This is a genomic window from Agrobacterium sp. A3-95, assembly GCF_053521785.1.
This window is the reverse complement of sequence record NZ_JBNWDR010000003.1, coordinates 141,290-165,525: the sequence shown is the minus strand read 5'-3', so window position 1 is coordinate 165,525 and position 24,236 is coordinate 141,290. Positions and strand designations below refer to the sequence as shown.

Annotated in this window: 24 protein-coding genes; 11 read left to right on the top strand and 13 right to left on the bottom strand. The window is 59.0% G+C overall.

Going from position 1 to position 24,236, the window contains the following annotated elements:
* Positions 1 to 16: 16 nt before the first annotated feature.
* Both urtA and ACQZ5Y_RS10200 read right to left on the bottom strand, forming a co-directional pair.
* A complete protein-coding gene (gene urtA, locus ACQZ5Y_RS10205; RefSeq protein ID WP_003513924.1) occupies positions 17 to 1,306 on the bottom strand; it encodes an urea ABC transporter substrate-binding protein in 1,290 nt (429 codons plus the stop codon).
* Between the two features lie 343 nt (positions 1,307 to 1,649).
* Complete coding sequence (locus tag ACQZ5Y_RS10200; protein ID WP_003513926.1) at positions 1,650 to 1,856, bottom strand: DUF2735 domain-containing protein; 207 nt, start codon at positions 1,854 to 1,856, stop codon at positions 1,650 to 1,652.
* 481 nt (positions 1,857 to 2,337) lie between these two features.
* On the opposite strand from ACQZ5Y_RS10200, the gene ACQZ5Y_RS10195 reads away from it, so the two are divergent.
* From ACQZ5Y_RS10195 to ACQZ5Y_RS10175, 5 genes are all read left to right on the top strand, one after another.
* Positions 2,338 to 3,372: a glutamine synthetase beta-grasp domain-containing protein gene (locus ACQZ5Y_RS10195; protein ID WP_003510168.1), complete on the top strand. Its 1,035-nt coding sequence runs from the start codon at positions 2,338 to 2,340 to the stop codon at positions 3,370 to 3,372.
* Between the two features lie 218 nt (positions 3,373 to 3,590).
* A complete protein-coding gene (locus tag ACQZ5Y_RS10190; protein WP_112154308.1) occupies positions 3,591 to 4,361 on the top strand; it encodes an SDR family oxidoreductase in 771 nt (256 codons plus the stop codon).
* 43 nt (positions 4,362 to 4,404) lie between these two features.
* Entirely contained in the window at positions 4,405 to 7,800 is a 3,396-nt protein-coding gene (locus ACQZ5Y_RS10185) for a hybrid sensor histidine kinase/response regulator (protein WP_174059888.1), read from the top strand.
* Positions 7,797 to 8,726 (top strand): response regulator, encoded by a 930-nt coding sequence (locus ACQZ5Y_RS10180; RefSeq protein ID WP_013636721.1) that lies wholly within the window; start codon positions 7,797 to 7,799, stop codon positions 8,724 to 8,726. The genes ACQZ5Y_RS10185 and ACQZ5Y_RS10180 overlap by 4 nt, the downstream gene beginning before the upstream one ends.
* 196 nt (positions 8,727 to 8,922) lie before the next feature.
* On the top strand, positions 8,923 to 9,459 hold the full coding sequence (locus ACQZ5Y_RS10175; protein WP_013636722.1) for an AAA family ATPase: 537 nt from the start codon (positions 8,923 to 8,925) through the stop codon (positions 9,457 to 9,459).
* A 203-nt stretch (positions 9,460 to 9,662) separates the two neighbouring features.
* Here the strand turns inward: ACQZ5Y_RS10175 and ACQZ5Y_RS10170 are convergent, their stop codons facing one another.
* The 6 genes from ACQZ5Y_RS10170 to ACQZ5Y_RS10145 form a co-directional block, all read right to left on the bottom strand.
* Complete coding sequence (locus ACQZ5Y_RS10170; protein ID WP_003513936.1) at positions 9,663 to 10,781, bottom strand: branched-chain amino acid ABC transporter substrate-binding protein; 1,119 nt, start codon at positions 10,779 to 10,781, stop codon at positions 9,663 to 9,665.
* Between the two features lie 118 nt (positions 10,782 to 10,899).
* Positions 10,900 to 11,253, bottom strand: a complete 354-nt coding sequence (locus tag ACQZ5Y_RS10165) for a DUF6867 family protein (RefSeq protein WP_003513938.1) — start codon at positions 11,251 to 11,253, stop codon at positions 10,900 to 10,902.
* A 171-nt stretch (positions 11,254 to 11,424) separates the two neighbouring features.
* Complete coding sequence (locus ACQZ5Y_RS10160) at positions 11,425 to 12,153, bottom strand: ABC transporter ATP-binding protein (protein WP_003513939.1); 729 nt, start codon at positions 12,151 to 12,153, stop codon at positions 11,425 to 11,427.
* Positions 12,153 to 13,031, bottom strand: coding sequence for an ABC transporter ATP-binding protein (locus ACQZ5Y_RS10155; RefSeq protein WP_019565106.1), 879 nt, complete (start codon positions 13,029 to 13,031; stop codon positions 12,153 to 12,155). The genes ACQZ5Y_RS10160 and ACQZ5Y_RS10155 overlap by 1 nt, the downstream gene beginning before the upstream one ends.
* A complete protein-coding gene (livM, locus tag ACQZ5Y_RS10150) occupies positions 13,031 to 14,383 on the bottom strand; it encodes a high-affinity branched-chain amino acid ABC transporter permease LivM (protein ID WP_370647612.1) in 1,353 nt (450 codons plus the stop codon). Before livM ends, ACQZ5Y_RS10155 begins: the two co-directional genes overlap by 1 nt.
* A 49-nt stretch (positions 14,384 to 14,432) precedes the next feature.
* Positions 14,433 to 15,335 carry a branched-chain amino acid ABC transporter permease gene (locus tag ACQZ5Y_RS10145; protein ID WP_003513958.1) on the bottom strand — a complete coding sequence of 301 codons (903 nt, stop codon included), beginning with the start codon at positions 15,333 to 15,335 and terminating at the stop codon, positions 14,433 to 14,435.
* A 335-nt stretch (positions 15,336 to 15,670) separates the two neighbouring features.
* Between ACQZ5Y_RS10145 and cysQ the strand changes: the two genes are divergently transcribed.
* The 4 genes from cysQ to ACQZ5Y_RS10125 all read left to right on the top strand — a co-directional run bounded on the left by cysQ (position 15,671) and on the right by ACQZ5Y_RS10125 (position 18,864).
* Positions 15,671 to 16,465 carry a 3'(2'),5'-bisphosphate nucleotidase CysQ gene (gene cysQ, locus ACQZ5Y_RS10140; protein ID WP_174049911.1) on the top strand — a complete coding sequence of 265 codons (795 nt, stop codon included), beginning with the start codon at positions 15,671 to 15,673 and terminating at the stop codon, positions 16,463 to 16,465.
* Positions 16,466 to 16,851: 386 nt separating this feature from the next.
* Entirely contained in the window at positions 16,852 to 17,895 is a 1,044-nt protein-coding gene (locus ACQZ5Y_RS10135) for a DUF2793 domain-containing protein (RefSeq protein ID WP_174049913.1), read from the top strand.
* Positions 17,896 to 18,086: 191 nt separating this feature from the next.
* Positions 18,087 to 18,362: a CtrA inhibitor SciP gene (sciP, locus tag ACQZ5Y_RS10130; protein ID WP_003513963.1), complete on the top strand. Its 276-nt coding sequence runs from the start codon at positions 18,087 to 18,089 to the stop codon at positions 18,360 to 18,362.
* 220 nt (positions 18,363 to 18,582) lie between these two features.
* A complete protein-coding gene (locus ACQZ5Y_RS10125; RefSeq protein ID WP_003513965.1) occupies positions 18,583 to 18,864 on the top strand; it encodes a GNAT family N-acetyltransferase in 282 nt (93 codons plus the stop codon).
* Positions 18,865 to 19,074: 210 nt separating this feature from the next.
* On the opposite strand, the gene ACQZ5Y_RS10120 is transcribed toward ACQZ5Y_RS10125, so the two are convergent.
* Both ACQZ5Y_RS10120 and ACQZ5Y_RS10115 read right to left on the bottom strand, forming a co-directional pair.
* On the bottom strand, positions 19,075 to 19,278 hold the full coding sequence (locus ACQZ5Y_RS10120; RefSeq protein ID WP_003513967.1) for a DUF1059 domain-containing protein: 204 nt from the start codon (positions 19,276 to 19,278) through the stop codon (positions 19,075 to 19,077).
* Positions 19,279 to 19,590: 312 nt separating this feature from the next.
* Positions 19,591 to 19,941, bottom strand: a complete 351-nt coding sequence (locus ACQZ5Y_RS10115) for a flagellar export protein FliJ (RefSeq protein WP_003513968.1) — start codon at positions 19,939 to 19,941, stop codon at positions 19,591 to 19,593.
* Between the two features lie 481 nt (positions 19,942 to 20,422).
* Between ACQZ5Y_RS10115 and ctrA the strand changes: the two genes are divergently transcribed.
* Positions 20,423 to 21,127, top strand: a complete 705-nt coding sequence (gene ctrA / locus ACQZ5Y_RS10110) for a response regulator transcription factor CtrA (RefSeq protein WP_003491823.1) — start codon at positions 20,423 to 20,425, stop codon at positions 21,125 to 21,127.
* An 82-nt stretch (positions 21,128 to 21,209) separates the two neighbouring features.
* On the top strand, positions 21,210 to 21,725 hold the full coding sequence (locus ACQZ5Y_RS10105; RefSeq protein WP_174049915.1) for a GNAT family N-acetyltransferase: 516 nt from the start codon (positions 21,210 to 21,212) through the stop codon (positions 21,723 to 21,725).
* Between the two features lie 50 nt (positions 21,726 to 21,775).
* On the opposite strand, the gene ACQZ5Y_RS10100 is transcribed toward ACQZ5Y_RS10105, so the two are convergent.
* The 3 genes from ACQZ5Y_RS10100 to chpT form a co-directional block, all read right to left on the bottom strand.
* A complete protein-coding gene (locus tag ACQZ5Y_RS10100) occupies positions 21,776 to 22,822 on the bottom strand; it encodes an alpha/beta hydrolase family protein (protein ID WP_013636732.1) in 1,047 nt (348 codons plus the stop codon).
* 122 nt (positions 22,823 to 22,944) lie between these two features.
* Positions 22,945 to 23,472 (bottom strand): GNAT family N-acetyltransferase, encoded by a 528-nt coding sequence (locus tag ACQZ5Y_RS10095; RefSeq protein ID WP_013636733.1) that lies wholly within the window; start codon positions 23,470 to 23,472, stop codon positions 22,945 to 22,947.
* A gap of 86 nt (positions 23,473 to 23,558) precedes the next feature.
* Positions 23,559 to 24,206 carry a histidine phosphotransferase ChpT gene (chpT, locus tag ACQZ5Y_RS10090; RefSeq protein ID WP_003513974.1) on the bottom strand — a complete coding sequence of 216 codons (648 nt, stop codon included), beginning with the start codon at positions 24,204 to 24,206 and terminating at the stop codon, positions 23,559 to 23,561.
* Positions 24,207 to 24,236 lie beyond the last annotated feature (30 nt).

Sequence of the window (24,236 nt, the reverse complement as noted above, 5' to 3'; positions counted from 1 at the left end):
AAACCACTAGTCCCTATCAGCTACCCTTGCCGCCGCACTTGCCCGTGGCCACGTTGAAGTTGCCGCAGGACATCGGCTTGCGCCAATCCGAAATCAGATCCTTCGAGTCAGGCAGATAATCCGACCATTCGTCACCCACGACCTGTGGCGTCTGCTGCACGATTTCGAACTGACCATCGGCCTGGATTTCACCGATCAGCACCGGCTTGGTGATGTGGTGGTTCGGCATGACGGTGGAGTAACCGCCAGAAAGGTTCGGCACGGAAACGCCGATGATGCTGTCAAGAACCGCGTCCGTATCGGTCGTGCCTGCGGTTTCGACGGCCTTAACCCAGGCGTTGAAACCGATATAGGCGGCTTCCATCGGGTCGTTCGTCACGCGCTTGTCGTTCTTGGTAAACGCATGCCAGGTCTTGATGAATTCGGCGTTGACCTCGGTATCGACAGACTGGAAGTAGTTCCAGGCGGCAAGGTGGCCGACCAGCGGCGCGGTATCGAGACCGGCAAGCTCTTCTTCACCGACCGAGAAGGCGACGACCGGAATGTCCTCGGCCTTGATGCCCTGGTTCGCCAGTTCCTTGTAGAAGGGTACGTTGGCGTCACCATTGATGGTGGAGACAACGGCGGTCTTCTTGCCGGCTGAGCCGAACTTCTTGATGTCGGACACGATCGTCTGCCAGTCGGACTGGCCGAACGGCGTGTAGTTGATCATGATGTCCTCTTCCTTGACGCCCTTCGACATCAGGTAGGCCTTCAGGATCTTGTTTGTGGTCTGCGGGTAGACATAGTCGGTACCTGCCAGAACCCAGCGCTCGACGCCTTCGGTCTTGGCGAGATAATCGACGGCCGGAATGGCCTGCTGGTTAGGCGCTGCACCCGTGTAGACGATGTTGCGGGAGGATTCTTCACCCTCATACTGCACCGGGTAGAACAGCAGGGAATTCAGCTCTTCGAAAACCGGCAGCACGGATTTGCGCGACGAAGATGTCCAGCAACCGAAAACGGCGGCGACCTTGTCCTGCGAAATCAGCTGGCGGGCCTTTTCGGCAAACAGCGGCCAGTCGGAGGCCGGGTCGACCACGACGGCTTCGAGCTTCTTGCCGAGAACGCCGCCCTTCTTGTTCTGCTCGTCGATGAGCATCAGCATGGCGTCCTTCAGCGTCGTCTCTGAAATCGCCATGGTGCCGGAAAGAGAATGCAGCACGCCTACCTTGATCGTATCGTCGGCGGCAAATGCGCCATGGAAGGCGGTGGTGGACATGATTGCGCCGAGCAGCGCGGCGCTAAGCGTCTTGCGGAATGTCATCGGAAGAACCCCTCTCCTTGTTTAGCCCTCATGGGGCTTCAGCGGCATCGTTGACCGCTGCTGGAAAGGACTATCGATCTCGCGGGCGAGAAACCGTATACGTCAATTGACGTAGGCGGGGTGGCGAAAGCTGCAGGGGGTGCTGGTGAGAGGGAAATCCCGGCCGGGGCAACCGATGTGAAACCTGGCGTTTCAACTTGCTTCTTCTCCGGCAGGCAAGACGAGCGCGGCAGCGGGTCGAGGGTGCGAGGTCTGAGACAGACTGAGAAGTTGCCCCTTCATCCGGCGCTTCGCGCCACCTTCTCCCCGGAGGGGGAGAAGAAACGATCAGCGACGCTTCACATCAGGCGTGCGGCTTGTCGTCCCGCTCTTCGTCGCGGATCGCATCGTCATGATACCAGGAGCCGAAATCGACATGCGGCTGACGTGCCTCGCGCTCCAGATCGCTCAGCCCGATGTTACGGAACTTTGAGAGCCCCGCGCGTCCGCCGACCGGAAATTGAAAGATCGTTGCCGTTTCACGATGAAAGCCAGTTGCCATATCGAACATCTCACTTTGTTTGCATCGAAGCACTTTGGTTGTGAAGCAAACCCGTTAGCTCTGGTTTAGCTCCATCTGATTAAAAAAAAATCACGTTGCGAAAAATATAGGCATTAAATGGTCATTCAGCAAGAAAAACCATTCCGGAAGCGCCGGTTTTTGGGGCAAATGCCGATCCGTCGTTCGCAATCGAAAACATTGCACCGCAACAGGGCATTTTGAGCCATGCCACCCGCTATCTGTTAGGAATCACTGACGAAACATTAGGGTTCGATTTATTTGCCGCAGTGCAGCATGAGCGGTTAATGGCCATAGCAGCCCCCTCGGCCCTGAGCATGCCTGAAAGATTTTTCGAAGAATTCGCAAAACATCGCCAATCTGGCACGCGGCATGCATCTATATGGCCAGCCCTTGAACGCGAATGTGCTTCCGGTGGCGAAAGCCACGGCAAGCCTCAAGGCTTCGCATTGTTACCTATGAGAGGTTCGTAATGACTAAGTTCAAACTCGAGTACATCTGGCTTGACGGTTATAAGCCGGTCCCCAACCTGCGCGGCAAGACACAGGTCAAGGAATTCGATGAATTCCCGACGCTCGAGCAGCTGCCGCTTTGGGGTTTTGATGGCTCGTCCACGCAGCAGGCCGAAGGCCACTCTTCGGATTGCGTGCTGAAGCCCGTCGCGATCTATCCCGATCCGGCCCGCACCAACGGCGTACTGGTCATGTGCGAAGTCATGATGCCTGACGGCGTCACCCCGCATGCATCGAACAGCCGCGCGACCATCCTCGACGACGAGGACGCATGGTTCGGCTTCGAACAGGAATATTTCTTCTACCAGGACGGCCGCCCGCTCGGCTTCCCCGAGCAGGGTTACCCGGCTCCGCAGGGTCCGTATTACACCGGCGTCGGCTTCAAGAACGTCGGCTCGGTTGCCCGCGAAATCGTTGAAGAACATCTCGACCTCTGCCTCGAAGCCGGCATCAACCACGAAGGCATCAATGCCGAAGTGGCCAAGGGTCAGTGGGAATTCCAGGTATTCGGCAAGGGCTCCAAGCGCGCCGCCGACCAGATCTGGATCGCCCGTTACCTGCTGCTGCGTCTTTGCGAACAGTACGGCATCGACGTCGAATTCCATTGCAAGCCGCTCGGCGATACCGACTGGAACGGTTCGGGCATGCATTGCAACTTCTCCACCAAGTTCATGCGTGAAGTTGGCGGCAAGGAGTATTTCGAAGCCCTCATGGCCGCTTTCGCCAAGAACTGGCAGGAGCACATCGACGTTTACGGTCCGGACAACCACCTGCGCCTGACCGGCAAGCACGAAACCGCTCCGTGGAACAAGTTCTCCTACGGCGTTGCCGACCGTGGCGCCTCGATCCGCGTTCCGCACTCCTTCGTCAACAACGGTTACCGTGGTTACCTCGAAGACCGTCGTCCGAACTCGCAGGGCTGCCCTTACCAGATCGCTTCCGTCGTTCTGAAGACGATTGCAGAAGTGCCGCTCGCAAAGTCGGCTGCTGCCTGATAACCCAAGACATGGCGTCGCCCGCAACCGGGCGACGCCATTTTTATGTCCACCGAACGGCCGGACCGGACAGGCGACCTTTCGCCCTCTGCCCTGCGTGGAATATTCTTGCCTATGCGCAAACTCGAAGACGTTGCGTGGCTTTGACCAACCGCATCGGCTTTTCCGAAACCGCGACACGGTTTTCGGTCCGATGCTCTAAAGCAAGAAGGTGAGCGATGGGCATTCTCAAAAAATTCTCTCTCGAAAACCGCATCGCCATCATCACGGGCAGCGGCCGCGGCCTCGGTTTCGAAATCGCCAGGGCCTTTGCCGAGGCTGGCGCCCATGTGTGGCTGACCGGCCGTAACGCCGAGGCGCTGAAACAGGCAGCAGGCACACTTCGGCAAGCCGGCGGAAAAGCCGATTATGCCGCTTTCGACATTGCCGATACCGCCGCCGGAACTGCCCTCGTCCACCGCATCATGGACGAATTCGGCCATCTCGATATCCTCGTCAACAATGTCGGCGCACGCGACCGCCGCCCGCTTTCCGAATTCAGCGACGAGGACGTGCTGGAGCTTATCCGCACCGACCTCACCTCCTCTGTCTCGCTGTCGCGAGATGCCGCGCAAGCCATGAATTCCAACGGTTACGGCCGCATCATCACCATCACCTCCATTCTCGGCCACATCGTCAGGCCGGGCGATGCGATCTATCCCGTTGCCAAGCAGGGGCTGACCGGGCTGATGCGCGCAATCGCTGTCGAATATGGCGCGCGCGGCATCACCAGCAACGCCATTGCACCCGGCATGTTCGCCACGGAAACCAATGCGGCCCTTGCCGAAAACCCTGACATGGTCGCCTTTGCCAAACTGCGCGTGCCGCTGGAACGCTGGGGCAGGCCGGATGAAATCGCCGGTGCCGCCCTGTTTCTGGCCAGCGACGCCTCCTCCTTCGTCAACGGCCATGTGCTGACGGTGGATGGCGGCATGTCGGTGCGGCTGTGAGAATGGCAAAACACCTTTTGCGGGAAGGGGCTGGATCCTAGGCATGGCCGCACGGCAACGCATCATCCCCGTCAGGCGCGAATATAACCGCTGGGTCGCCAACCAGACGCTGGAAGATTATGCGCTGCGCTTCACCGCCAAAAGCGCCCGGCAATTTTCGTCCAACCGCATCTCCCACACCGCCATCGGCGCTATTTCCTTTCTGGCGCTGGAAGCGATCGGCGGCGCGATCACGCTGTCATACGGCACCACCAACGCCTTTTACGCCATCATCGTCGCGGCCATTGCCATGCTTGCCGTCGGCCTGCCGATCAGCCGTTACGCCATCCGCCACGGCGTCGATATCGATCTCCTGACACGCGGCGCGAGCTTCGGTTACATCGGCTCCACCATCACCTCGCTGATCTACGCCGCCTTCACCTTCATGCTCTTCGCCATCGAGGCGTCGATCATGTCCGGCGCGCTGGAGCTGGCGCTCGGCATTCCCCTGTGGATCGGCTACATCATCTCCGCCGTCATGGTCATTCCGCTCGTCACCCACGGCGTGCGCCTCATCAGCCGTTTCCAGATCATCACCCAGCCCTTCTGGATCGTGCTGAACGTATTGCCCTTCATCTTCATCGCTTTGATGGACTGGGAAAAATACGATCTGTGGCGGGCTTTTTCCGGCATTCATCACGCCTCCGGTCCGCCGGGCACCGTGGCCCATTTCAATCTGGTGGAATTCGGCGCGGCGTCTGCCGTCATCCTCGCGCTGATGTCGCAGATCGGCGAACAGGTGGATTTCCTGCGCTTCCTGCCCGCCGAGGGACAGAGCCGCCTGCGCCATCGCATCGCGGTCTTTCTGGCCGGTGCTGGCTGGGTCGTCGTGGGCGTGCCGAAGCTGCTGGCCGGTTCCTTCCTCGTGGTCTTGACCTTCAGTTCCGGCGTCTCGGTGGACCGCGCCGCCGATCCGGCCCAGATGTACCTGACCGCCTTCGGCTACATGATCCCCAACCATACGGCGGCCATGCTGCTGATGGTCGCCTTCGTGGTGGTCTCGCAGCTGAAGATCAACGTCATGAACGCCTATGCGGGCTCGCTCGCCTGGTCCAACTTCTTCTCCCGCCTCACCCACAGCCATCCCGGCCGCGTGGTCTGGCTGGTCTTCAACGTGGTGATCGCGCTGCTGTTGATGGAACTCGGCATCTATCGCCTGCTGGAAGAAACGCTCGGCATTTTTTCCATCGTCGCCATGGCCTGGCTCTGCACCATCTCGGCCGATCTGTTCATCAACAAGCCGCTCGGTCTTGCCCCACCGGGCATCGAGTTCAAGCGCGCCCATCTCTACGATATCAATCCCGTCGGCGTCGGCTCCATGGTGCTTTCGGCCACCATTGCGCTGATGGCGCATTTCGGCACCTTCGGCGCACTCGCTGCCTCGCTTGCGCCCTATCTCACCCTCATCGTCGCCTTCATCGCCTCGCCGCTGATCGCCTGGGGCACGAAGGGCAAATTCTATCTGGCCCGCAAGCCGCGCCAGAAATGGCGCGAGCTGAGCGCCATCACCTGCTCCATCTGCGAACACCCGTTCGAGCCGGAAGACATGGCATGGTGTCCAGCCTATGCGGCGCCGATCTGTTCGCTCTGCTGCTCGCTGGACAGCCGCTGCCATGACATGTGCAAGCCGAAGGCCAAGCTCAACTATCAGGTCGCGACGGTCGCAAAATCTTTCCTGCCCCACCAATTGGTGGCAAAACTCGCCACACGGCTCGGACGTTATGGCATGGCGGCGGCCATCGCCGTCACCGCCATTGGCGGCATATTGGCGCTCATCGCCCATCAGGTCGGCACCGCCTCGCCGGCAACGGCTGACGTGGTCAACCGCACCATCCTCATCGTGTTTTTCGTCTTTGCCGTCATTGCCGGCATCGTCTGCTGGTTTCTGGTTCTTGCCCATGACAGCCGGGTGGTCGCGGAAGAGGAATCCTCACGCCAGAACACGCTGCTGTTGAAGGAAATCGCCGCCCACAAGAAGACCGACGCCGCCCTTCAGGACGCCAAGGAAACGGCTGAGGCCGCCAACCGCGCCAAGAGCCGCTACGTGGTCGGCCTCAGCCACGAATTGCGCACGCCGCTCAACGCTGTTTTGGGCTACGCCCAGATCCTCGAACGCGATGAGACCATTCCCGCGCCACGGCAATCGGCCATCAAGGTCATTCGCCGTTCCGCCGACCATCTCTCCGGCCTGATCGACGGGCTTCTGGATATTTCCAAGATCGAGGCTGGCCGCCTGCAGGTCTATTCCAACGAGATCAATATTCAGGATTTCCTCGACCAGATCGTCGATATGTTCCGCCCGCAGGCGCAGGCCAAGGGTCTGGAATTCCGGCATGAACGCGCCCATTCCCTGCCGCAATATGTCCGCACGGATGAAAAGCGTCTGCGCCAGATCCTCGTCAACCTGCTCTCCAACGCCATCAAGTTCACCGACGAGGGCAGCGTCACCTTCGATGTCGCCTATCGCAGCCAGGTGGCAAGCTTCACGGTGTCGGATACCGGGCGCGGCATTGCCGAAAAAGATCTTGCCCGCATCTACGAGCCTTTCCAGCGCGGCGAGGCCGAAAGCGTGCGCCCCATGCCGGGCCTTGGCCTCGGCCTCACCATCACGAGGCTTCTGACCAACACGCTGGGCGGCGAGATTTCCGTCTCCAGCGAAAAGGACAACGGCTCCACCTTCCGCGTTCGTCTCATGCTGTCGGCCGTGCACCGGCCAAGTACCGCACCTGCGCCGGAAAAAACCATTCGCTCCTATTCCGGCCCACGCCGCACCATCGTGGTGGTTGATGATAACGAGGATCACCGCGAGCTGATGCGGCAGGTGCTTTCGCCGCTCGATTTCGTGGTGCTGACCGCCCAGAGCGGACCGGAATGCCTGACACTCATCGAAGGCGTGCAGCCCGACCTCTTCCTCATCGATATCTCCATGCCCGGAATGTCCGGCTGGCAGCTTGTGACAAAGTTGCGTGAAGCAGGGCAGACGGCTCCGCTCATCATGCTCTCGGCCAATATCGGTGACGGCACCGTAGCGGGTGCCGGAGAAGACAATCACAACGACGCCATCGCCAAGCCGGTCGACATCCGCCACCTGTGCGACAGGCTTGCGGTGCATCTCGGCCTGAAATGGATTTACGATACCGACCTTCCCCCGGCACCCATCCCCCAGCCGCCGGCGCAGATCGTTCATCCCGGCGCGATTCATATCAAGGATTTGCAGAGGCTCGGCGAAATAGGCTACATACGCGGCATAGAGGCAAAACTCGCAGATCTCGCCCGCAACACGAACAACCTGCCCTTCACGCAAGAGCTTGGCACCTATGTGCAGGCCTTCGATCTGGCCGGTTACGCCCATTTTCTAAAGCGGTTTGAAGAGAGCGACAGGGGAGACGGCAAGGCATGAGCGGGCAAGGCGCAGCACTGCCGAGAGACATTGTATTGCTGGTGGATGACAGTCCCGAAGCGCTCGGGTTCCTCACCGATGCGCTGGAACAGTCAGGCTTTTCGGCGCTGATCGCCACATCCGGTCAGGCCGCGCTCAACATTGCCGAACGCATCACGCCCGATATCATCCTGCTCGATGCCGTCATGCCGGCCATGGACGGTTTCGAAACCTGCCGCCGCCTGAAGGCCAACGCCGCCGTGGCCCAGGTGCCTGTCATCTTCATGACCGGGCTGACGGAAACCGAACATGTGGTGCGGGCGCTCGAATCCGGCGGTGTCGACTATCTGACCAAGCCGATCAACATCGATGAGCTGCGCGCCCGTATCCGTGTGCATCTCTCCAATGCCCGCTCGGCGCAGAGCGCCCGCGTGGCGCTTGATGCCGCCGGACGCCACCTGCTTGCCGTGCGCGCCAACGGCGCGATCCACTGGTCCACACCACAGGCAACCCGGCTGGTCAACGCCGCCACCGGCCGTGATGATGGGCTGGAGATCGTCGTTGCCCATATTTCCGGCTGGCTGGCCGACAGGACAACGGTGGATTCCGCCCGCGATGCACCGCTGACGATCACCGAGGCCGGGCGGCCCGCTTTGCAGCTCTCCTTCCTCGGCGCAATGGGACCGGACGAATATCTCTTCCGTCTGACAGCCGCCAACGAGAAATCCGACGACCACCTGCTGAAGGACCACTTTGCCCTGACAACGCGCGAATCGGAAGTTCTGCTGTGGATTGCCAAAGGCAAATCCAACCGCGATATCGGCGATATTCTCGGCCTTTCCGCCAGAACCGTAAACAAACATCTGGAACAGATTTACGTCAAACTCGGTGTCGAAAACCGCGCCTCCGCCGCCGTCAAGGCCGCGCATATTTTGCATCAGGGGTGACAGCTGCATCTGATGTGACACGGTTGGAAAAACATATATTTTCCGCTTAAGCATAGAGCATCGACTTATTCGCCGAGCGAGTGCAGCGTATTTCTTCTCCCCTCGAGGAAAAGAAACAAGCGGCAACGCCGCAATCCAAGTCCCTCCAAAAAACATCACCTTCCATCCAACCCAAACCCCGCGCAGGGAGGTTCCCATGCACCATTTCATTATTCTTTCCGGCTGCTCCGGCGGCGGCAAATCAACCCTGCTTGCCGAGCTTGCTCACCGTGGTTTCGCGACCGTCGAGGAACCGGGGCGGCGCATCGTGATTGAGGAAACGAGAAATAACGGCACCGCCCTCCCCTGGATCGACCTGGAAGCCTTTGCCCGCCGGGCGATCGCCATGGCGCTGGAGGACCGGCAAAAGGCGCCAGCGGAAGGCCTCGTCTTCTTCGACCGCGGCCTGATCGACGCCGCCTCAGCACTTCATCATATTAGCGGCGATGGATTCATCGAAACGCTGCGGCGCACGCACCGCTACAACCCGCTGGTCTTCCTCACCCCGCCCTGGCCGGAGATCTACCGGGGCGACAGCGAGCGCAAGCATGGTTTCGAGGTGGCAGTGGAGGAATATCAACGCCTGCTGCACGACTATGCCCGTCTGGATTATGAGACGATTGTACTGCCGAAAGCCCCCGTCACGGAACGTGCCGATATTGTGCTGGAGAGGCTGGCGGCTGAAGCTGGCTGAAGGCGCGATCGGAGCCAAGTGTTTCGAGCCTTTCCCATCACCGTCATCCCGTCTTTGAGACGGAATCCGTCTGACGTGCGGCTCGGAAAGTGTTTTAGCCCAAGGACTTGGGCTGGCTGGGTGCTGGCGCCGGAAATGCCCCTCACCAGAAAGCAGAAAGCCCGGTCTTGCGACCGGGCCTCCATATTGCAGTCCAGTAAGACTTACGTCCCCTGCTGGATGTAGGTGAACTTGCCGTCCGGGCCCTTCTTCCACTCGTACATGACGTAACCGGGAAGCTTCGGGTCGCCCTTCTCGTCGAAGGAGATATCGCCGAGTGCGGTCGGGAAGGTGCCCTTCTTCAGAGCTTCGGCAACCTTTTCCGGCTCAACGGAACCGGCAGCCTTGGCAGCACCGGCAATCGCCTGCAGGGCGGCGTAGGAGTAGAGCGTGTAGGCTTCCGGGTTGAAGCCGGCGGCCTTGAACTTCTCTACCAGTTCCTTGTTTTCAGGACGCAGCGTCGGATCGGGACCGAAGGTGTTAAGCGTACCTTCGACGGCGTCGCCGGCGATGGAGGCAAGTTCGTTCGAGACGATACCGTCGCCCGAAATGAGCTTCGCCTTCAGACCCTGGTCAGCCGACTGGCGGATGATCAGACCGGCTTCGGTGTGCAGGCCACCCCAGTAGATAACGGAAACGCCGGCTTCCTTCATCTTGGAGATCAGTGCGGAGAAGTCCTTGTCGCCGACATTGACGCCTTCATACATGGCTTCCGTCAGGCCGGCCGCATTGGCTGCCTTCTTGGTTTCGTCGGCAAGGCCCTGACCATAGGGGGTCTTGTCGTGAATGATGGCGATCTTGGCGTCCTTGTAGTGGTCGGCCAGATATTTGCCGGCAATGCCACCCTGCTGGTCGTCACGACCGCAGGTACGGAAGGTGTTCCACAGGCCACGCTCGGTGAAAACAGGGTTGGTCGCAGCAGGCGTTACTTCGAGAATGCCGTTTTCGGCATAAACTTCGGAAGCCGGAATGGAAACGCCGGAGTTGAAGTGACCGACGACGAACTTCACGCCATCAGCAACGAATTTGTTGGCAACCGAGATACCCTGCTTCGGGTCGGAAACGTCATCGCCGAGAACGATCTTGATCTGCTCGCCGTTGATGCCGCCTGCAGCATTGATATCCTTCGCAGCCTGTTCAGCACCCTTCTGAAGCTGAGCGCCAAATGCGGCGTTCGGGCCTGTCAGCGGGCCGCCGACAGCGATCACGATATCGGCCCAGGCCGAACCGCTGAAGGCGACCATGGCGGTCAGCGCAACGGCGGAAAGAAGAGACTTCTTCATTACTATACTCCCAGTTCCTTTGGATGGGTTGACTACCAGGACCTGTTCAGTACCCACCTTAACCGAACAGGAAACGTTCCACTCACGCGAGTATCGTGCAGCCGGAGGAATCCGGCTGTCAATCTTTCTTTTTATATGAAAATGCCGACGTCCGATCGTAGAGCCAATAGTAGTTATTGACCATCTGGCTCGTCCTGCGCATGCGGAAACCGATGCTGGAAAAAGCCAGAAGAAGAACGACGTCAAACACGTAGTAGAAGCCGTTGATGAACGGCCCGTTGAAAAGCGCGAAATGCAGAAACCGCATCACGAGCCCCAAAGCCAGCGTATAGATCACCACACGCGGGAAATCGCCCCAGCCATCGGCGACGGATCTGCCCGTGCGCCACGCCGTCCAGAAACCAAGAAGAACAACCAGTGCGCGCAGAATATAACGCACGCCGCTATCGGTCTCGAATAAAAGGCCCTGCATCTTCTTTCCCCATCAGCGCCGGGATGCAAATGTCCGGCCCTGCCTTGTTTGTCGTCCCGCCGTTTTTCCGGCAGGCATTTTATTGTTTGCCACCGGCCATTTCCCCTTCGAAAACGGCCGGCGGCGGTTCGTTATCTTGCGCCGCAAAATTTCCGGCGCAAGTAAAATCTTTCAGTGCCGGCCGCCTTCGAGATAGGCCGCGCGTACCTGCGGATCAGCCAGCAATTCCCTGCCCGAACCGCTCATCGTCACCTTGCCGTTGACCATCACATAGGCGCGGTCGGAAAGCTTCAGTGCCGCAAAGGCGTTCTGTTCAACGAGGAAGACGGTCAGGCCCTCTTCCTGGTTGAGCTTCTTGATGGCCTCGAAGATGCCCTTGACGATCAGCGGGGCAAGGCCCAGCGACGGCTCGTCGAGAAGCAGCAGTTTGGGCCGTGCCATCAACGCGCGGCCGATGGAGAGCATCTGCTGCTCGCCGCCGGAAAGCGTACCGCCACGCTGGCTCTGACGTTCTTTCAGCCGCGGAAACATGACGAAAATCTTCTCGACGTCCTCCTTGAAATATTTGAGGTTGTCGAGATTAGCGCCCATCTGCAGGTTTTCCAGCACCGTCATGCGCGGGAAAATCCGGCGGCCCTCGGGTGACTGGGCAATGCGCTTGCGGGCGATGAGGTGCGTCGGCAGGCGGGTAATGTCTTCGCCGTCGAACGTCACCTGGCCAGTGCGCGCCTGCGGGCTGCCGCAGATGGTCATCATCAGTGTCGATTTGCCGGCGCCGTTGGCGCCGATAAGGCTGACGATCTCGCCCTTGTTGACCTCGACATCGACACCGGCCAAGGCCCGGATGTTACCGTAGTAGGTTTCGACACCTTGTACTTTGAGAAGCGGTTCACCGGACATCAGGCCACTCCTCCGTCGAGTTCTTCCGCAATCACGTCTTCCACTTCATCATCCTCGACACCCAGATAGGCGGCGATGACCTTCGGGTCGTTCTTCACATGGTCCGGCGAACCGTCGGAAATCTTTTGGCCGTATTCGAGAACCACGACGTGATCGGAAATCTGCATCACCACCGACATGTCGTGCTCGATCAGAAGCAGCGACGTGCCTTCGTCGCGGATACCGCGCAGCAGCGCATTGAGCGCCAGCGATTCCTTCGGGTTGAGACCGGCCGCCGGTTCATCGAGGCACAGAAGTTCCGGCCCCGTGCACATGGCGCGGGCGATTTCCAGACGGCGCTGCGCGCCATAGGGCAAATCGCCGGCCGGGTCGTCGGCGCGGTCGGTCAGATCGGCCTTGTCCAGCCAGTATTTGGCCTTATCGATCGAACTGTTGACCGCCCTCTTGTAGGCGGGCAGGCCGAGAAGACCGAGAATGGTGTAGCCCGATGCCTTCATAAGCGCATTGTGCTGCGCCACCAGCAGGTTTTCCAGAACCGTCAGACCCGAAAACAGGCGGATGTTCTGGAAGGTACGCGCCACCTTCGCCTTCTTGGTGATCTCGAAATCCGGAAGGCGCTCCAGAAGATGCGCCTCGCCGTTTTGCTGACGCATGGTGATCATGCCCATCGTCGGCTTGTAGAAGCCGGTGATGCAGTTGAAAACCGTGGTCTTTCCAGCACCGTTCGGACCGATCAGCGCCGTGATCTCGCCGCGCTTCGCCTCAAAGGAGAAGTCATTGATGGCCATCAGGCCGCCAAACCGCATCGAGAGATGTTCGACCTTAAGGATCGTATCGCCAGTTAGATTGGGTGTCATGTTTGTCGTTCCGGAAGCCATCAACCGTGACCTTCCTTGGTAAAGCTGCCCGAGACGGCCTTGCGTTCCCTGAGGAAGGCCGTCGGTTCTCGTGAGCCGACAAAGCCGCGCGGCTTGAACAGCATGACGATGACCATGGCGAGACCGAACAGTAGCATGCGGTAGAGTTCCGGCGTGAAATCAGGCCCGAAGACATGCTTCAGGAATTCCATTTCGCGCAGCAGCTCCGTGCCGCCGACCATGACGAGCGCGGCAATGGCGATGCCCGTGAGCGAACCCATGCCGCCGAGAACGACAATGGCAAGGATGACGGCCGATTCCAGGAAGACGAAGCTTTCCGGCGATACGAAACCCTGACGGGCGGCGAAGAACGAGCCGGCGAAACCGCCAAACATCGCGCCTGTCGCAAAAGCGGTAAGCTTGGTGATAACGGTATCGATGCCGAGCGAGCGGCAGGCGATTTCGTCTTCACGCAGAGCTTCCCACGCCCGGCCGATCGGCATGCGGCGCAGCTTGATGGTGACGTAAGCCGTCAGCATGCACAGAAGCAGGATCACGTAGAACAGGAAGATCTTGTAATAGGCCGACGACATCGTCAGGCCGAAGGCCTTGGCAAAATTGTTCGGCGCGCCGACATCGAAGGACCAGATGCCGAAGATAGACGCCTTGGCGATGCCGGAAATGCCGAAGGTGCCCTTGGTCACATCCGTCCAGTTCAACAGCACGAGACGAATGATTTCACCGAAGGCGAGCGTGACGATGGCAAGATAGTCGCCACGAAGTCTGAGCACCGGGAAGCCGAGGATGATGCCCCAGAAGCCTGCGAGAATGCCGGCCACCGGCAGAAGCACCCAGAAGGACAGGCCGAGATGGCTTGACAGCAGCGCGTAGGAATAGGCGCCCACCGCATAGAAGGCCACATAACCGAGATCGAGCAGGCCCGCGAGGCCAACGACGATGTTGAGGCCCCACGCCAGCATCACATAGATCAGGATCTGGATGCCGAAATTGTCGACGAATTTCAGCGAGCCCTGAAAACCGAACAGCTGCACGGCGACGACGGGATAAAGCAGCAGCAGGACAAGCGCGAGCTTCAGGAAGTGCTTGTGGAAAAAGCCTTTTTCCTCGGAGATTTCCAGAATTCCGCTTTTGGCCTTGGCAAGCTTGCGGCGATCCATCGACGGCCGGATGAAGCCGACCATCAGGAAACGGCCGATGGCGGCGACGCCGACGAAGATCGACAGAAGCCCCCAGCGGGTGCCCCAGATAAGCTGGTTGTTGATGTCCTGATAGGTGACGATACCGACGTAAAGAATGAACATGCCGAGCGAGACGATGCCCGCAAAGATGCCTTCCTTCACCGCCGTTGCCATCAGGCTCGGGCTGGAAGTGTCGTTTTCGGAAGCGATATTGGTCATGGGATCACACCTTCTCGACTTCCGGACGACCGAGAATACCGGTCGGCTTGAAGATCAGCACGAAAGCCAGGATGCCGAATGCCGCGACGTCCTTGTAGGCAATGGAGAAATAGGCGGACCAGAGAGATTCGATGAGGCCGATCAGGAGACCGCCGAGAACGGCGCCCGGAAGCGAACCGATACCGCCGAGAACCGCTGCGGTAAACGCCTTGACGCCCGGAATGAAGCCATCGTTGAAGGATGCGACACCGTAATACATCAGATACATCGTACCGGCGACCGCCGCGAGTGCGGCACCCATGATGAAGGTGATCGAGATCGTCTTGTCGACATCCACACCCAGAAGGGCCGCCATCTTGCGGTCCTGTTCCGTGGCGCGCTGCGCCCGGCCGAGCGGAGTCTTGTTGACGATGTACCAGAAGGCGAACAGCAGCACCGACGTCACCGCCATGATGATGAACTGCTTCAGCGAGACGGTGATGGAGCCGAAATGGTAGCTGTCCGTCACCATTGACGGGATCGGCTTGTTACGCGGACCCTGTGTCACCTGGATGAAGTTGGACAGCGCGATCGACATGCCGATGGCGGTGATCAGCGGCGCAAGGCGGAACGAGCCTCTGAGCGGACGGTAGGCCACGCGCTCGATCACCCAGTTCCACAGGCCGGTCATCAGCATGGCGACGACCATCATCAAAATCAGAAGAAGCGCCACCGGAATACCGGCAAAAAACGATGTTGCGATCAGAAAAACGATCAGCGCGGCGAAACCGCCAAGCATGAAAATATCGCCATGGGCGAAGTTGATCATGCCGATGATGCCGTAGACCATCGTATAGCCAATTGCGATGAGGCCGTAGATCGATCCAAGAGTCAGCCCGTTGATGAGCTGCTGGATAAAATACTCCATGTCTTTCCCCTGGGCATGACCTCTAATGAGCCACGCCTCGTTTATGTTAATTATAGGGGGAACCTTTTCGATTAGCCCCCACCTGCAAAATGCATATCGTGTTCGCTAAAAATGTGAAGTCAAAAACGGGCGATCCTGCACAAAATTTGGAATTTCCACATTCGTTGCCGTTTTCCCGATCAGAATAGCCAGGATTTCGGCAGTAAGTGCTAAAAAATTGGCGTTCGAATGCTTATTTCAGTGTTGCCTGACGCATTGTTTGACGGGTGGCGGGCAAAAGAGTAGCGAAATAGAGGGGCAAAGGATCCCCGGCACGAAATGGCAACGGCAACAAGATGATCGACATATTGACGAAAGCGGCGCTGGACGCCGGGCAGGCAATCATGGCGGTCCATCGCGCCGGGCCACACGTATCGTACAAGGACGATTGCTCACCCGTGACCGAGGCAGACCAGCGGGCGGAGGTGATCATTCTACAGGCACTGGCTGCGCATTTTCCCGAAATCCCGGTCATTGCCGAAGAAGCGGTCTCGAACGGCATTCTGCCGGAGACAGGCACGGAATTTTTTCTGGTCGATCCGCTGGATGGGACCAAGGAATTCATTTCCGGCAAGGATGATTTCACCGTCAATATCGCCCTGATCAGAAACGGCGTGCCGGTTGTCGGCGTGGTTTACGCCCCCTGCCGCGGCCAGGCCTGGACCGGCAAGGACAACAGCGCCGAAAAGCTCGCAATATCAGGCGAAGGAGCGATCCTCGCGCGCCACCCCATCCGCGCACGCCAGCGCGGCGCCTCCCCCGTGGCGCTGATCAGCCGCTCGCACTGTACCGCGAAAACGGAAGCCTTCGTGGCCGAACACGGCCTGAAAGACTGCATTTCCGTTGGTTCCTCACTGAAATTCTGCATGCTGGCGGAAGGTGCTGCCGATATCTATCCCCGCTTCAGCCGCACCATGATGTGGGATACGGCGGCAGGCGACGCCGTACTGCGCGCCGCCGGTGGCAGAACGCTGGATTGCGAGGGGCGGCTGCTTGCCTATGAGGTGAGAGGCGATGGTGAAGATGCACTCGCCAACCCGGATTTCATTGCCGAGGGCGCAATGGCGCTTGCGGCGGATATCGCGACATAAGCCTGCGAGGAGACCGCTAGACCTCCTTCGGTGATCAGGCGTTTTTAGGCGTTCGCTTCGGTGTCTGCGGCTTACCCCCCTCTGCCCTGCCGGGCATCTCCCCCACAGGTGGGGAGATCGAATCGTGGCAAGGTCTCGCAGATCTCAATGTTTGAGAATGAAGCGACGGTAAAGCCGCTTGCCGATCTCCACCCTTGTGGGGGAGATGCCCGGCAGGGCAGAGGGGGGTAAGCCGCATACGCCGAGCCCCAAAATCAGTTCCTCCATATCGATCATACCGGCGTTGAACCGGTATCTCGGAAAATAATTTCATCCCCGCTCATCCCCGCCCCGCCGCGCCGCATCACAATCGCCGGCGAACAGCCACGGAGCGCGGAAGAGACATCATGACTGAACAGACGGCGAGACTTAGGCTTCCTTACATCCTGCCCTCGCAGGCACAGAAACACGTCACCCACAACGAGGCGCTGCAGCGGCTGGACGCGATCGTCCAGCTGGTCGTCAAGGACGTGGTCGCCGCCCCGCCCGACAATGCGCCGGAGGGAGACTGCTTCCTGCTCTCGCTTGACGCCGCTGGCGACTGGGCGGGCAAGGGCGGGAAGCTTGCCTTCCGGCAGGACGGTGCATGGCTGCTGATAGCGCCGCAGCCCGGCTGGACGGCATGGTTTGCCAGCGAGGGTAAACATCGCGTCCTGCGGGACAGCGCATGGCTGGACGTGCCGCTGCCTGCCGCGGCGACCCTCGAAAGGCTTGGCATTGGCACACAGGCCGATGCCACCAACCGTTTGGCGCTTGCCGCCCCCGCCAGCCTCTTCACCCACACAGAAGAGAACGGCAACCACCGCATGGCGATCAACAAGGCGGCAAAGGCCGATACCGCCTCGCTGCTGTTCCAGTCCGGCTGGAGCGGCCGGGCGGAAATGGGCCTTGCAGGCCATGACGGTTTTTCGATCAAGACCAGCGCCGACGGCATTTCCTGGCACACGGCCCTTTTGTGCAGCGGCGACGGCAGGGTCACGATGCCGAACCGGCCCGTGGTTCTGGCAAGCCTGCCTTCGGGCACGACGAGGCCGGCCAACGGCTCGGCTTCGGGGTTTTCAATGCTCTTCATCGATGAGGGTGGTTTCGTTCTCGGCGACGCGGTCGGCACAGGCGGCGGAAGGGAACTCGTCGTTCCCGTGAAAGGTCTCTATCTGGCCACCCTGTCGCTTGCCGTGGTGTCCTCATCCGGGCACCGGGTTTTGCTTGCCGTCAACGGCGCGGCTGGCGGCCTCACTGTAGCGGGCAACGCCTCCAATGCCGGCACCTCGCAGTCGACGACCCTTATCCTGCCCCTCAATGCCGGCGATCGCCTGCGGCTGTTGCATGAGGGAGCCGCGGAATTCGCCCACGGCAGCGGGAAAACGTGCCTTTCGCTTGCGGCGTTGTGAGGAAAACAACCGATGGACGATAAAAAACACGATTTTTGGAAAAATTTTTTCCCGACAAAATAAGGCGACTCGAACAGATCGGGCGAAACCGTTCAAATTCTTAATAAATTGTCACGAACTGCTTAGGCAATTTTTAAAGGTACGGGGCTAAAGTTCCCGTCATATGGTCTTGAGTTTGTATAGAGTGTCCAATGACCGAAATGATACGCCCACGAGTTAAATATGTCATCGGCCCCGATGGCAGCCCTCTGACGATTGCGGATCTTCCGCCGTCAAATACCCGTCGATGGGTTATTCGCAGAAAGGCAGAGGTCGTCGCCGCCGTGCGCGGAGGACTTCTGAGCCTTGAGGAAGCCTGCGAGCGTTATACGCTCACCGTCGAAGAATTCCTGTCCTGGCAGTCGTCGATTGCCGATCACGGCCTTGCAGGCCTGCGCACCACGCGCATTCAGCAATATCGCCACTAAACCAGTGCGCCGGCGCGGCAACGCGCCCAAACCGAACTTCCAAAACGCCCCGTCGCATCGACGGGGCTTTCGGTTTGATTTTGGATTTCCCCTGAAAATTGCCAGACACAGCCGGTGACTGTCACCGGTTTGTGTCCACTGCGTTCGCTATCCCGCTGTTTCAATTCAGGCGCAGGCCGTTACAGTGGAAAAAACGAAAAGCAATGCGAAGGCAGAGATCATGGATATCAAGACAACCGAAACCGGATCGCGCGGCGAATATTCGGCAACCATCGACGGCCACAAGGCCGAGATGACCTATTCGCGCACCTCCCCTTCCCTCATCATCATCGACCATACCGGCGTGCCCGATGCACTGCGGGGCAAGGGTGTCGGCCAGGCGCTCGCCGCCCATGCCATCGATGAAGCGCGCAAGGGCGGCTGGAAAATCATTCCGCTCTGCCCTTTCTTCAAGGCTCAGACGCTACGCCACCCTGACTGGGCAGATGTTATCAAGGGGTAACTGGCCAGACGGGCTGAGGCTTGGGACAAAACCTCAAGTTTGTTTTTTAGCAAAAGCGGAGCCCACACGCTCCGTCACCCCGGCCAAGAGCCGGGGTCCAGCCAGCTCAAATCCTTGAGCTTAAGGGAATCTTCCGCCGCGCAGACGCGCGTCGGCTGGATGCCGGATGAGGCCCGGCATGTCGACGGATAGGTTTCAGGCTGCCAGCAATCACGCCACCTTCAGCGGCGGTGTTCCTGCATGTATGCTCCTTCGAACTTCGGCCCGAAATTCCGGCGTATCCTCGGCGCCATGCACTGCCACGGCATGTTGAACCGCCGCTTCCATGAGCTCCTCCGGCGTATCGGCTGAGATGGCGATCGAGCATTTGCTGTCGCTCGGGAATTCGCGGCAATCGATATATTGGCGGGCCATTTGTTTCCTCCCCGCTTCTGGCCCACCCGCGTCCGCGCAGGGCGCGCGTGGGACAAGCCTCCGGCTCTTGGTCGGAACTTCACTAAATTACGCCTTTCCCCGGCCCCGGACAATCGAAAACGCAGGGATTCCCTGCGTCCCTGCCCCGCAAGAAACCAGCCGGGCAAGGCGCTGCGGTGCACCAAAGCAAAAGGCCGCCAACGAGAGGCGGCCTTCCAGAAAAAAGCATGGGCATCCGGTCATTGAAAGCCGCCTCCTGATCCACCGGCAGCCGTCAATGAGGACGATCCTTATATGATCTTGCGCCAATACCTAGGCGCGGGCGCGGATCGCTCCGTCGCGGTTTTCCAGTGCCGCCGCCTTTTCATATTCGGCCTGCACCTCTTCCAGAGAAGCCTCTGCGGCTTCCTGCTGGGTCTTCAGCTCCCGGATCGAGACCTGAAGATTGTCCGCACGCTGACGCGCGGCCTTGGCGAAGGTCGGATATGCGAAGTGGGTCGGATCGGTAATGCCAGACTTGCTCTCTTCCAGCGATATCTGATGCACCAGTTCCTTTGCCATCCGCTCAAACTCGGACATCATCTGCTGCAACTGGTTAAGTTGCCGGCGTTTTTCATTAACCTGAAATTCTTTCAGGCGAACCAGGCTGTCACGCGACTTCATACGCAATACTCCATGGATAGCGAGACCCGGATCAAAAAGGCACTATGCCCCCTCGATCGGCCCGTTTAACCCGCCCGCTCAACCGGCCCGGTTAACCCGTTGTGCCGGAATGATTCCCAAAAGTTACCCGGCGTTAATAAAAAAACGCCGCCGTTAACCTTTCGTTTACGGGCATCGTTAATGATAAACACGATCATTTAAGGGTCGGTAAATGCCAGGTCCAAAAAAACGGGCCCGACGATGTAAGAGTCGATTGAATCACTTAGCGAGATATCCTCACGTTAAGCTTCAATTTTGGCGATGGTGGATTCACGTGCAAAAACAGCGAAATGCCAACTTTGCTTAATAAATTCGATACACCTTGCCAAAGGCAATTAGAATTTGTTAACCATTTGGTGGCAGCCTGCAAATCAGGCAACGTCTGGATCCGCATCGCGCGAGGCAATGATTTACCAATCTGCGGGCGGCAAAGGGGATAATTATGCGGGTTCTACTTATTGAAGACGACAGCGCAACAGCGCAGAGCATCGAACTGATGCTCAAGTCGGAAAGTTTTAACGTCTACACGACCGACCTCGGCGAGGAAGGCGTGGACCTCGGTAAACTCTACGATTACGACATTATTCTTCTCGATCTCAACCTGCCCGATATGTCGGGTTACGAGGTCTTGAGAACCTTGCGCCTTTCCAAGGTCAAGACACCCATCCTCATCCTCTCCGGCATGGCCGGCATCGAGGACAAGGTTCGTGGTCTCGGCTTCGGCGCAGACGACTACATGACGAAGCCGTTCCACAAGGACGAGCTTGTTGCCCGTATTCACGCAATCGTCCGCCGTTCCAAGGGCCATGCGCAATCGGTCATCTCCACCGGCGAGCTGATCGTCAATCTCGATGCCAAGACGGTTGAAGTGGGCGGCCAGCGCGTTCACCTGACCGGCAAGGAATATCAGATGCTTGAGCTGCTTTCGCTGCGCAAGGGCACGACGCTGACCAAGGAAATGTTCCTGAACCACCTTTATGGCGGCATGGACGAACCGGAACTGAAGATCATCGACGTCTTCATCTGCAAGCTGCGCAAGAAGCTCGCAAATGCTGCAGGCGGCGCAAACTACATCGAAACCGTCTGGGGCCGCGGTTATGTCCTGCGCGAGCCTGATGGAGCCACGGAATTTCTCGAAACCGCCTGATCCCCTTCAGGATATGGCAGTTTTTAAAAGACCCGCTGGCGACAGCGGGTTTTTTGTTGCGATTTCATGATTGGATAGTGCCATGGACCATTCTATCCCCACCCTCAGAACGGAACGCCTGATTTTGCGCCCGCAGATCATGGCGGATTTCCCCGCCTATCGCGACTTTATGGCGTCAACCCGCTCCATGGGCGTCGGCGGACCATATGACCTGCCGTCAACCTGGGGCGTTTTTTGTCACGATCTCGCCAACTGGCATTTTTTCGGCCACGGGGCGCTGATGATCGAACTTGGCGAAACTGGGCAATGTATCGGCCAGGTCGGCATCAATCACGGCCCGCTATTTCCCGAAAAGGAACTGGGCTGGCTGCTTTATGGCGGCCAGGAAGGCCACGGTTATGCTGCGGAAGCGGCCTCTGCACTGCGCGACTGGGCATTCGAGACCCTGCAATTGCAGACGCTCGTCAGCTATGTCTCGCCGCGCAACAGCAAATCCGCAGCGGTTGCACAGCGCCTCGGCGGTGTTATCGACCCATCGGCACCACGGTCTGATCCCGAAGACCTTGCCTATCGGTATCATCCGCAAAAAGTCGCCTGAAGGATCGGGACGTCGCGCAACGGTTCATCGAGACGTCCCGAACACCTGTCTTAATGCATTTCCACGTTCAGGAAGCCGACAATCGCCTCCGCGATCTGCCGGTGGATGGCCAGGCGGTCCCTGCCCCCGCCGTCACGGCAGACGAAACCTTCCCCCGGTGAAAGCTCCTCGACGATTTTTTCGCCGTTTGGCTTGCATGTCTGCATGAAGCTGAAATGGCTGGCGTCCGGTATTTCGCGATAAACCGTGGTCGCCTTTGGCAGATTGCGGGCGATATATTCCGAATCGGCCTTGATGGCGGCAATCTCGGGCGTTTCCACACCGGCGGCCAGAACCAGAACCGGTACATCGACACGTTTCAGCGTTTCCGGCAGGAAACCGGCAGCCGGGCCAGCGTCGAGCGCAATCACCGCGCGGATGCGAGCATCGCGCAAATCCATCGAAAGGCGTGGATCGGCCTTGCCACCGTTAACGATTCCGACCTTGGCCAGCAACCGTGGTGCCTTGCATTGCGGCAGAACCTTCTCCGCATTGCAGTCTTTTAGCGCGAGATCGGCGCTGTAGCGGGCGCCAGTCAGCTCCATGGCGGTCCAGCCTCCGAGAGAATGGCCGATGACCGCGATGCGTGCCCTGTCTATTTTGCCAGCCAGTTGATCGTTATCGAGCAACGCCGTCAACGTTCTGCTGATGTCGCGCGGGCGTTCCCATAACGGCACGATCTCCATCGCATTCTCTTCAGTGAATGATTCGCCCGCGTGATCCGGCGCGGCCACGATATAACCCTGCTGAACAAGCTCACCGGCGATCCAGTTCAGATTGCGCCAGCTTCCGCCAAATCCGTGTGACAGCAACACCAGAGGACGGGAACCGGCCAGAAACGACGCATCAGGTTGAACCTCGAGACCATAAAAGGCAGCGTTTTCGCCCACTGTCTCAGTTTTTCCCGATGGTGCGGACGGATACCACAATGACAGGTTCAGCATTCGCGTGCCCGAATCATCGGGCAATTCCAGCTGTCTGAAACCAATAGCGTTCTCCGCCATCACGGGCGCAGCGGTGGAGAGGATGGCGATGGCAACCCCAAGAAAATAGCGCATGTGAAGCTCCAAAAATTGATCTTGGATCAACCCTTGGTTCAAACCGCCACCGTCCGAGACCTCGAACAGGTTTCAGGACGCCCTGAAACGCGATTGAGACGGCACGGTGGGAATGCGCAGTACTAAACCCCCACCACCCGCTCGAAAAGCCGGATGGGATTGCCCCGGAATGTCGAATCGCGAAACAGGCGGAAGCCGAAACGGGCGGCGATGACGAGCGAGGGGGTGTTGAGCGGGTCGATCATGCAGACGGTCCGCTGCGAAATTCCGCTGCGATCAAACCACCCTGTTGCCGCCGCCACCGCCTCGGTCGCGACGCCCTTGCCGTTCAGATCAGCATCGATTTTCCACATCGCTTCTGGCACGCCATCGAAATCGGTACCGTTTCCACGGCGCATATGGGCAAAGCCCACCTCGCCGACGATACGCCCGGAGCTTGCCTCCTCCACGACAAAGGGACCGAAGCCGAAGACCGACCAATGGCCGATGAAGCGCAAAAGACGGGCAAAGGCGATTTCGGGGTCCAGCGGCGTAATCGATGTGACCCCTTCGATGGGCCGGACATCCGCGCTCCAGAACGCACAATAAAGCGCTTCATCCGTGATGGCGTGCGGCCGCAGGACGAGGCGCGCGGTTGTCAGACGTGTCATGAACCTCTTCCCCAAAAGCAAAAAAGGCCGGCGCGTCGGAAAACGCTACCCGGCCCTTTCACAAAACTACCTCTGCAACTGAACGATCACGCGGCAACCGTCTTTGCGGTAAACACGATGCGATCCTCATGCACCTTGTATTCCACGGCCATATCGGCCTCCTCCGCCAAAAGCAGCGTGTAATAGGGTTGCACGGAATGGGCGTCGACCGCCTCTTCCAGCCTGCCTTCGTAGATCTCGGCGAATTTGGCCGGAATGCGCATCATCTTGCCCTTGACGGTGATTTCGAATTTGGCGTCACCCTCCGGATCTTCCAGCACCACATCCACATTACCCCCGCGCGGGATCGCGCTGTAGGACACGAGAAAGAGGTTGAGCAAAAGTTTGACACGATTTTTCGCGACGATGGCGCGTGGGCCGTTCCAGGTCACTTCGGCCTTCTTTTCGGCGGCAGCGAAATCCTTGGCGGCTTTTTCAGCCTCGCCGGTATCGATCGAAGCGCCAGCGGAGCCGGACGCGCCGAAAGCAAGGCGGGCGAACTTCAGCCGTACGGATGCGTTAAGAGCGGATGTGCGGATGAGATCCAGCGCATCGTCATCGGTGCCGCCCTCGTCCAGCAATTCGAGGCCGTTATTGATGGCGCCGACAGGAGAGATCACGTCATGGCACACACGACTGCAAAGAAGAGCTGCCAGATCGGGGCCGGACAGCGTGATATTGAGTTTGCTCGTCATAAAATTCTCTCCTGCGCAAGGGAGGCGCGG

Bases quoted from the DNA above. Each gene is read 5' to 3' on its own strand.
- urtA (WP_003513924.1), bottom strand. From the start codon at position 1,306: ATGACATTCCGCAAGACGCTTAGCGCCGCGCTGCTCGGCGCAATCATG.
- ACQZ5Y_RS10200 (WP_003513926.1), bottom strand. From the start codon at position 1,856: ATGTTCGATATGGCAACTGGCTTTCATCGTGAAACGGCAACGATCTTT.
- ACQZ5Y_RS10195 (WP_003510168.1), top strand. From the start codon at position 2,338: ATGACTAAGTTCAAACTCGAGTACATCTGGCTTGACGGTTATAAGCCG.
- ACQZ5Y_RS10190 (WP_112154308.1), top strand. From the start codon at position 3,591: ATGGGCATTCTCAAAAAATTCTCTCTCGAAAACCGCATCGCCATCATC.
- ACQZ5Y_RS10185 (WP_174059888.1), top strand. From the start codon at position 4,405: ATGGCCGCACGGCAACGCATCATCCCCGTCAGGCGCGAATATAACCGC.
- ACQZ5Y_RS10180 (WP_013636721.1), top strand. From the start codon at position 7,797: ATGAGCGGGCAAGGCGCAGCACTGCCGAGAGACATTGTATTGCTGGTG.
- ACQZ5Y_RS10175 (WP_013636722.1), top strand. From the start codon at position 8,923: ATGCACCATTTCATTATTCTTTCCGGCTGCTCCGGCGGCGGCAAATCA.
- ACQZ5Y_RS10170 (WP_003513936.1), bottom strand. From the start codon at position 10,781: ATGAAGAAGTCTCTTCTTTCCGCCGTTGCGCTGACCGCCATGGTCGCC.
- ACQZ5Y_RS10165 (WP_003513938.1), bottom strand. From the start codon at position 11,253: ATGCAGGGCCTTTTATTCGAGACCGATAGCGGCGTGCGTTATATTCTG.
- ACQZ5Y_RS10160 (WP_003513939.1), bottom strand. From the start codon at position 12,153: ATGTCCGGTGAACCGCTTCTCAAAGTACAAGGTGTCGAAACCTACTAC.
- ACQZ5Y_RS10155 (WP_019565106.1), bottom strand. From the start codon at position 13,031: ATGGCTTCCGGAACGACAAACATGACACCCAATCTAACTGGCGATACG.
- livM (WP_370647612.1), bottom strand. From the start codon at position 14,383: ATGGCAACGGCGGTGAAGGAAGGCATCTTTGCGGGCATCGTCTCGCTC.
- ACQZ5Y_RS10145 (WP_003513958.1), bottom strand. From the start codon at position 15,335: ATGGAGTATTTTATCCAGCAGCTCATCAACGGGCTGACTCTTGGATCG.
- cysQ (WP_174049911.1), top strand. From the start codon at position 15,671: ATGATCGACATATTGACGAAAGCGGCGCTGGACGCCGGGCAGGCAATC.
- ACQZ5Y_RS10135 (WP_174049913.1), top strand. From the start codon at position 16,852: ATGACTGAACAGACGGCGAGACTTAGGCTTCCTTACATCCTGCCCTCG.
- sciP (WP_003513963.1), top strand. From the start codon at position 18,087: ATGACCGAAATGATACGCCCACGAGTTAAATATGTCATCGGCCCCGAT.
- ACQZ5Y_RS10125 (WP_003513965.1), top strand. From the start codon at position 18,583: ATGGATATCAAGACAACCGAAACCGGATCGCGCGGCGAATATTCGGCA.
- ACQZ5Y_RS10120 (WP_003513967.1), bottom strand. From the start codon at position 19,278: ATGGCCCGCCAATATATCGATTGCCGCGAATTCCCGAGCGACAGCAAA.
- ACQZ5Y_RS10115 (WP_003513968.1), bottom strand. From the start codon at position 19,941: ATGAAGTCGCGTGACAGCCTGGTTCGCCTGAAAGAATTTCAGGTTAAT.
- ctrA (WP_003491823.1), top strand. From the start codon at position 20,423: ATGCGGGTTCTACTTATTGAAGACGACAGCGCAACAGCGCAGAGCATC.
- ACQZ5Y_RS10105 (WP_174049915.1), top strand. From the start codon at position 21,210: ATGGACCATTCTATCCCCACCCTCAGAACGGAACGCCTGATTTTGCGC.
- ACQZ5Y_RS10100 (WP_013636732.1), bottom strand. From the start codon at position 22,822: ATGCGCTATTTTCTTGGGGTTGCCATCGCCATCCTCTCCACCGCTGCG.
- ACQZ5Y_RS10095 (WP_013636733.1), bottom strand. From the start codon at position 23,472: ATGACACGTCTGACAACCGCGCGCCTCGTCCTGCGGCCGCACGCCATC.
- chpT (WP_003513974.1), bottom strand. From the start codon at position 24,206: ATGACGAGCAAACTCAATATCACGCTGTCCGGCCCCGATCTGGCAGCT.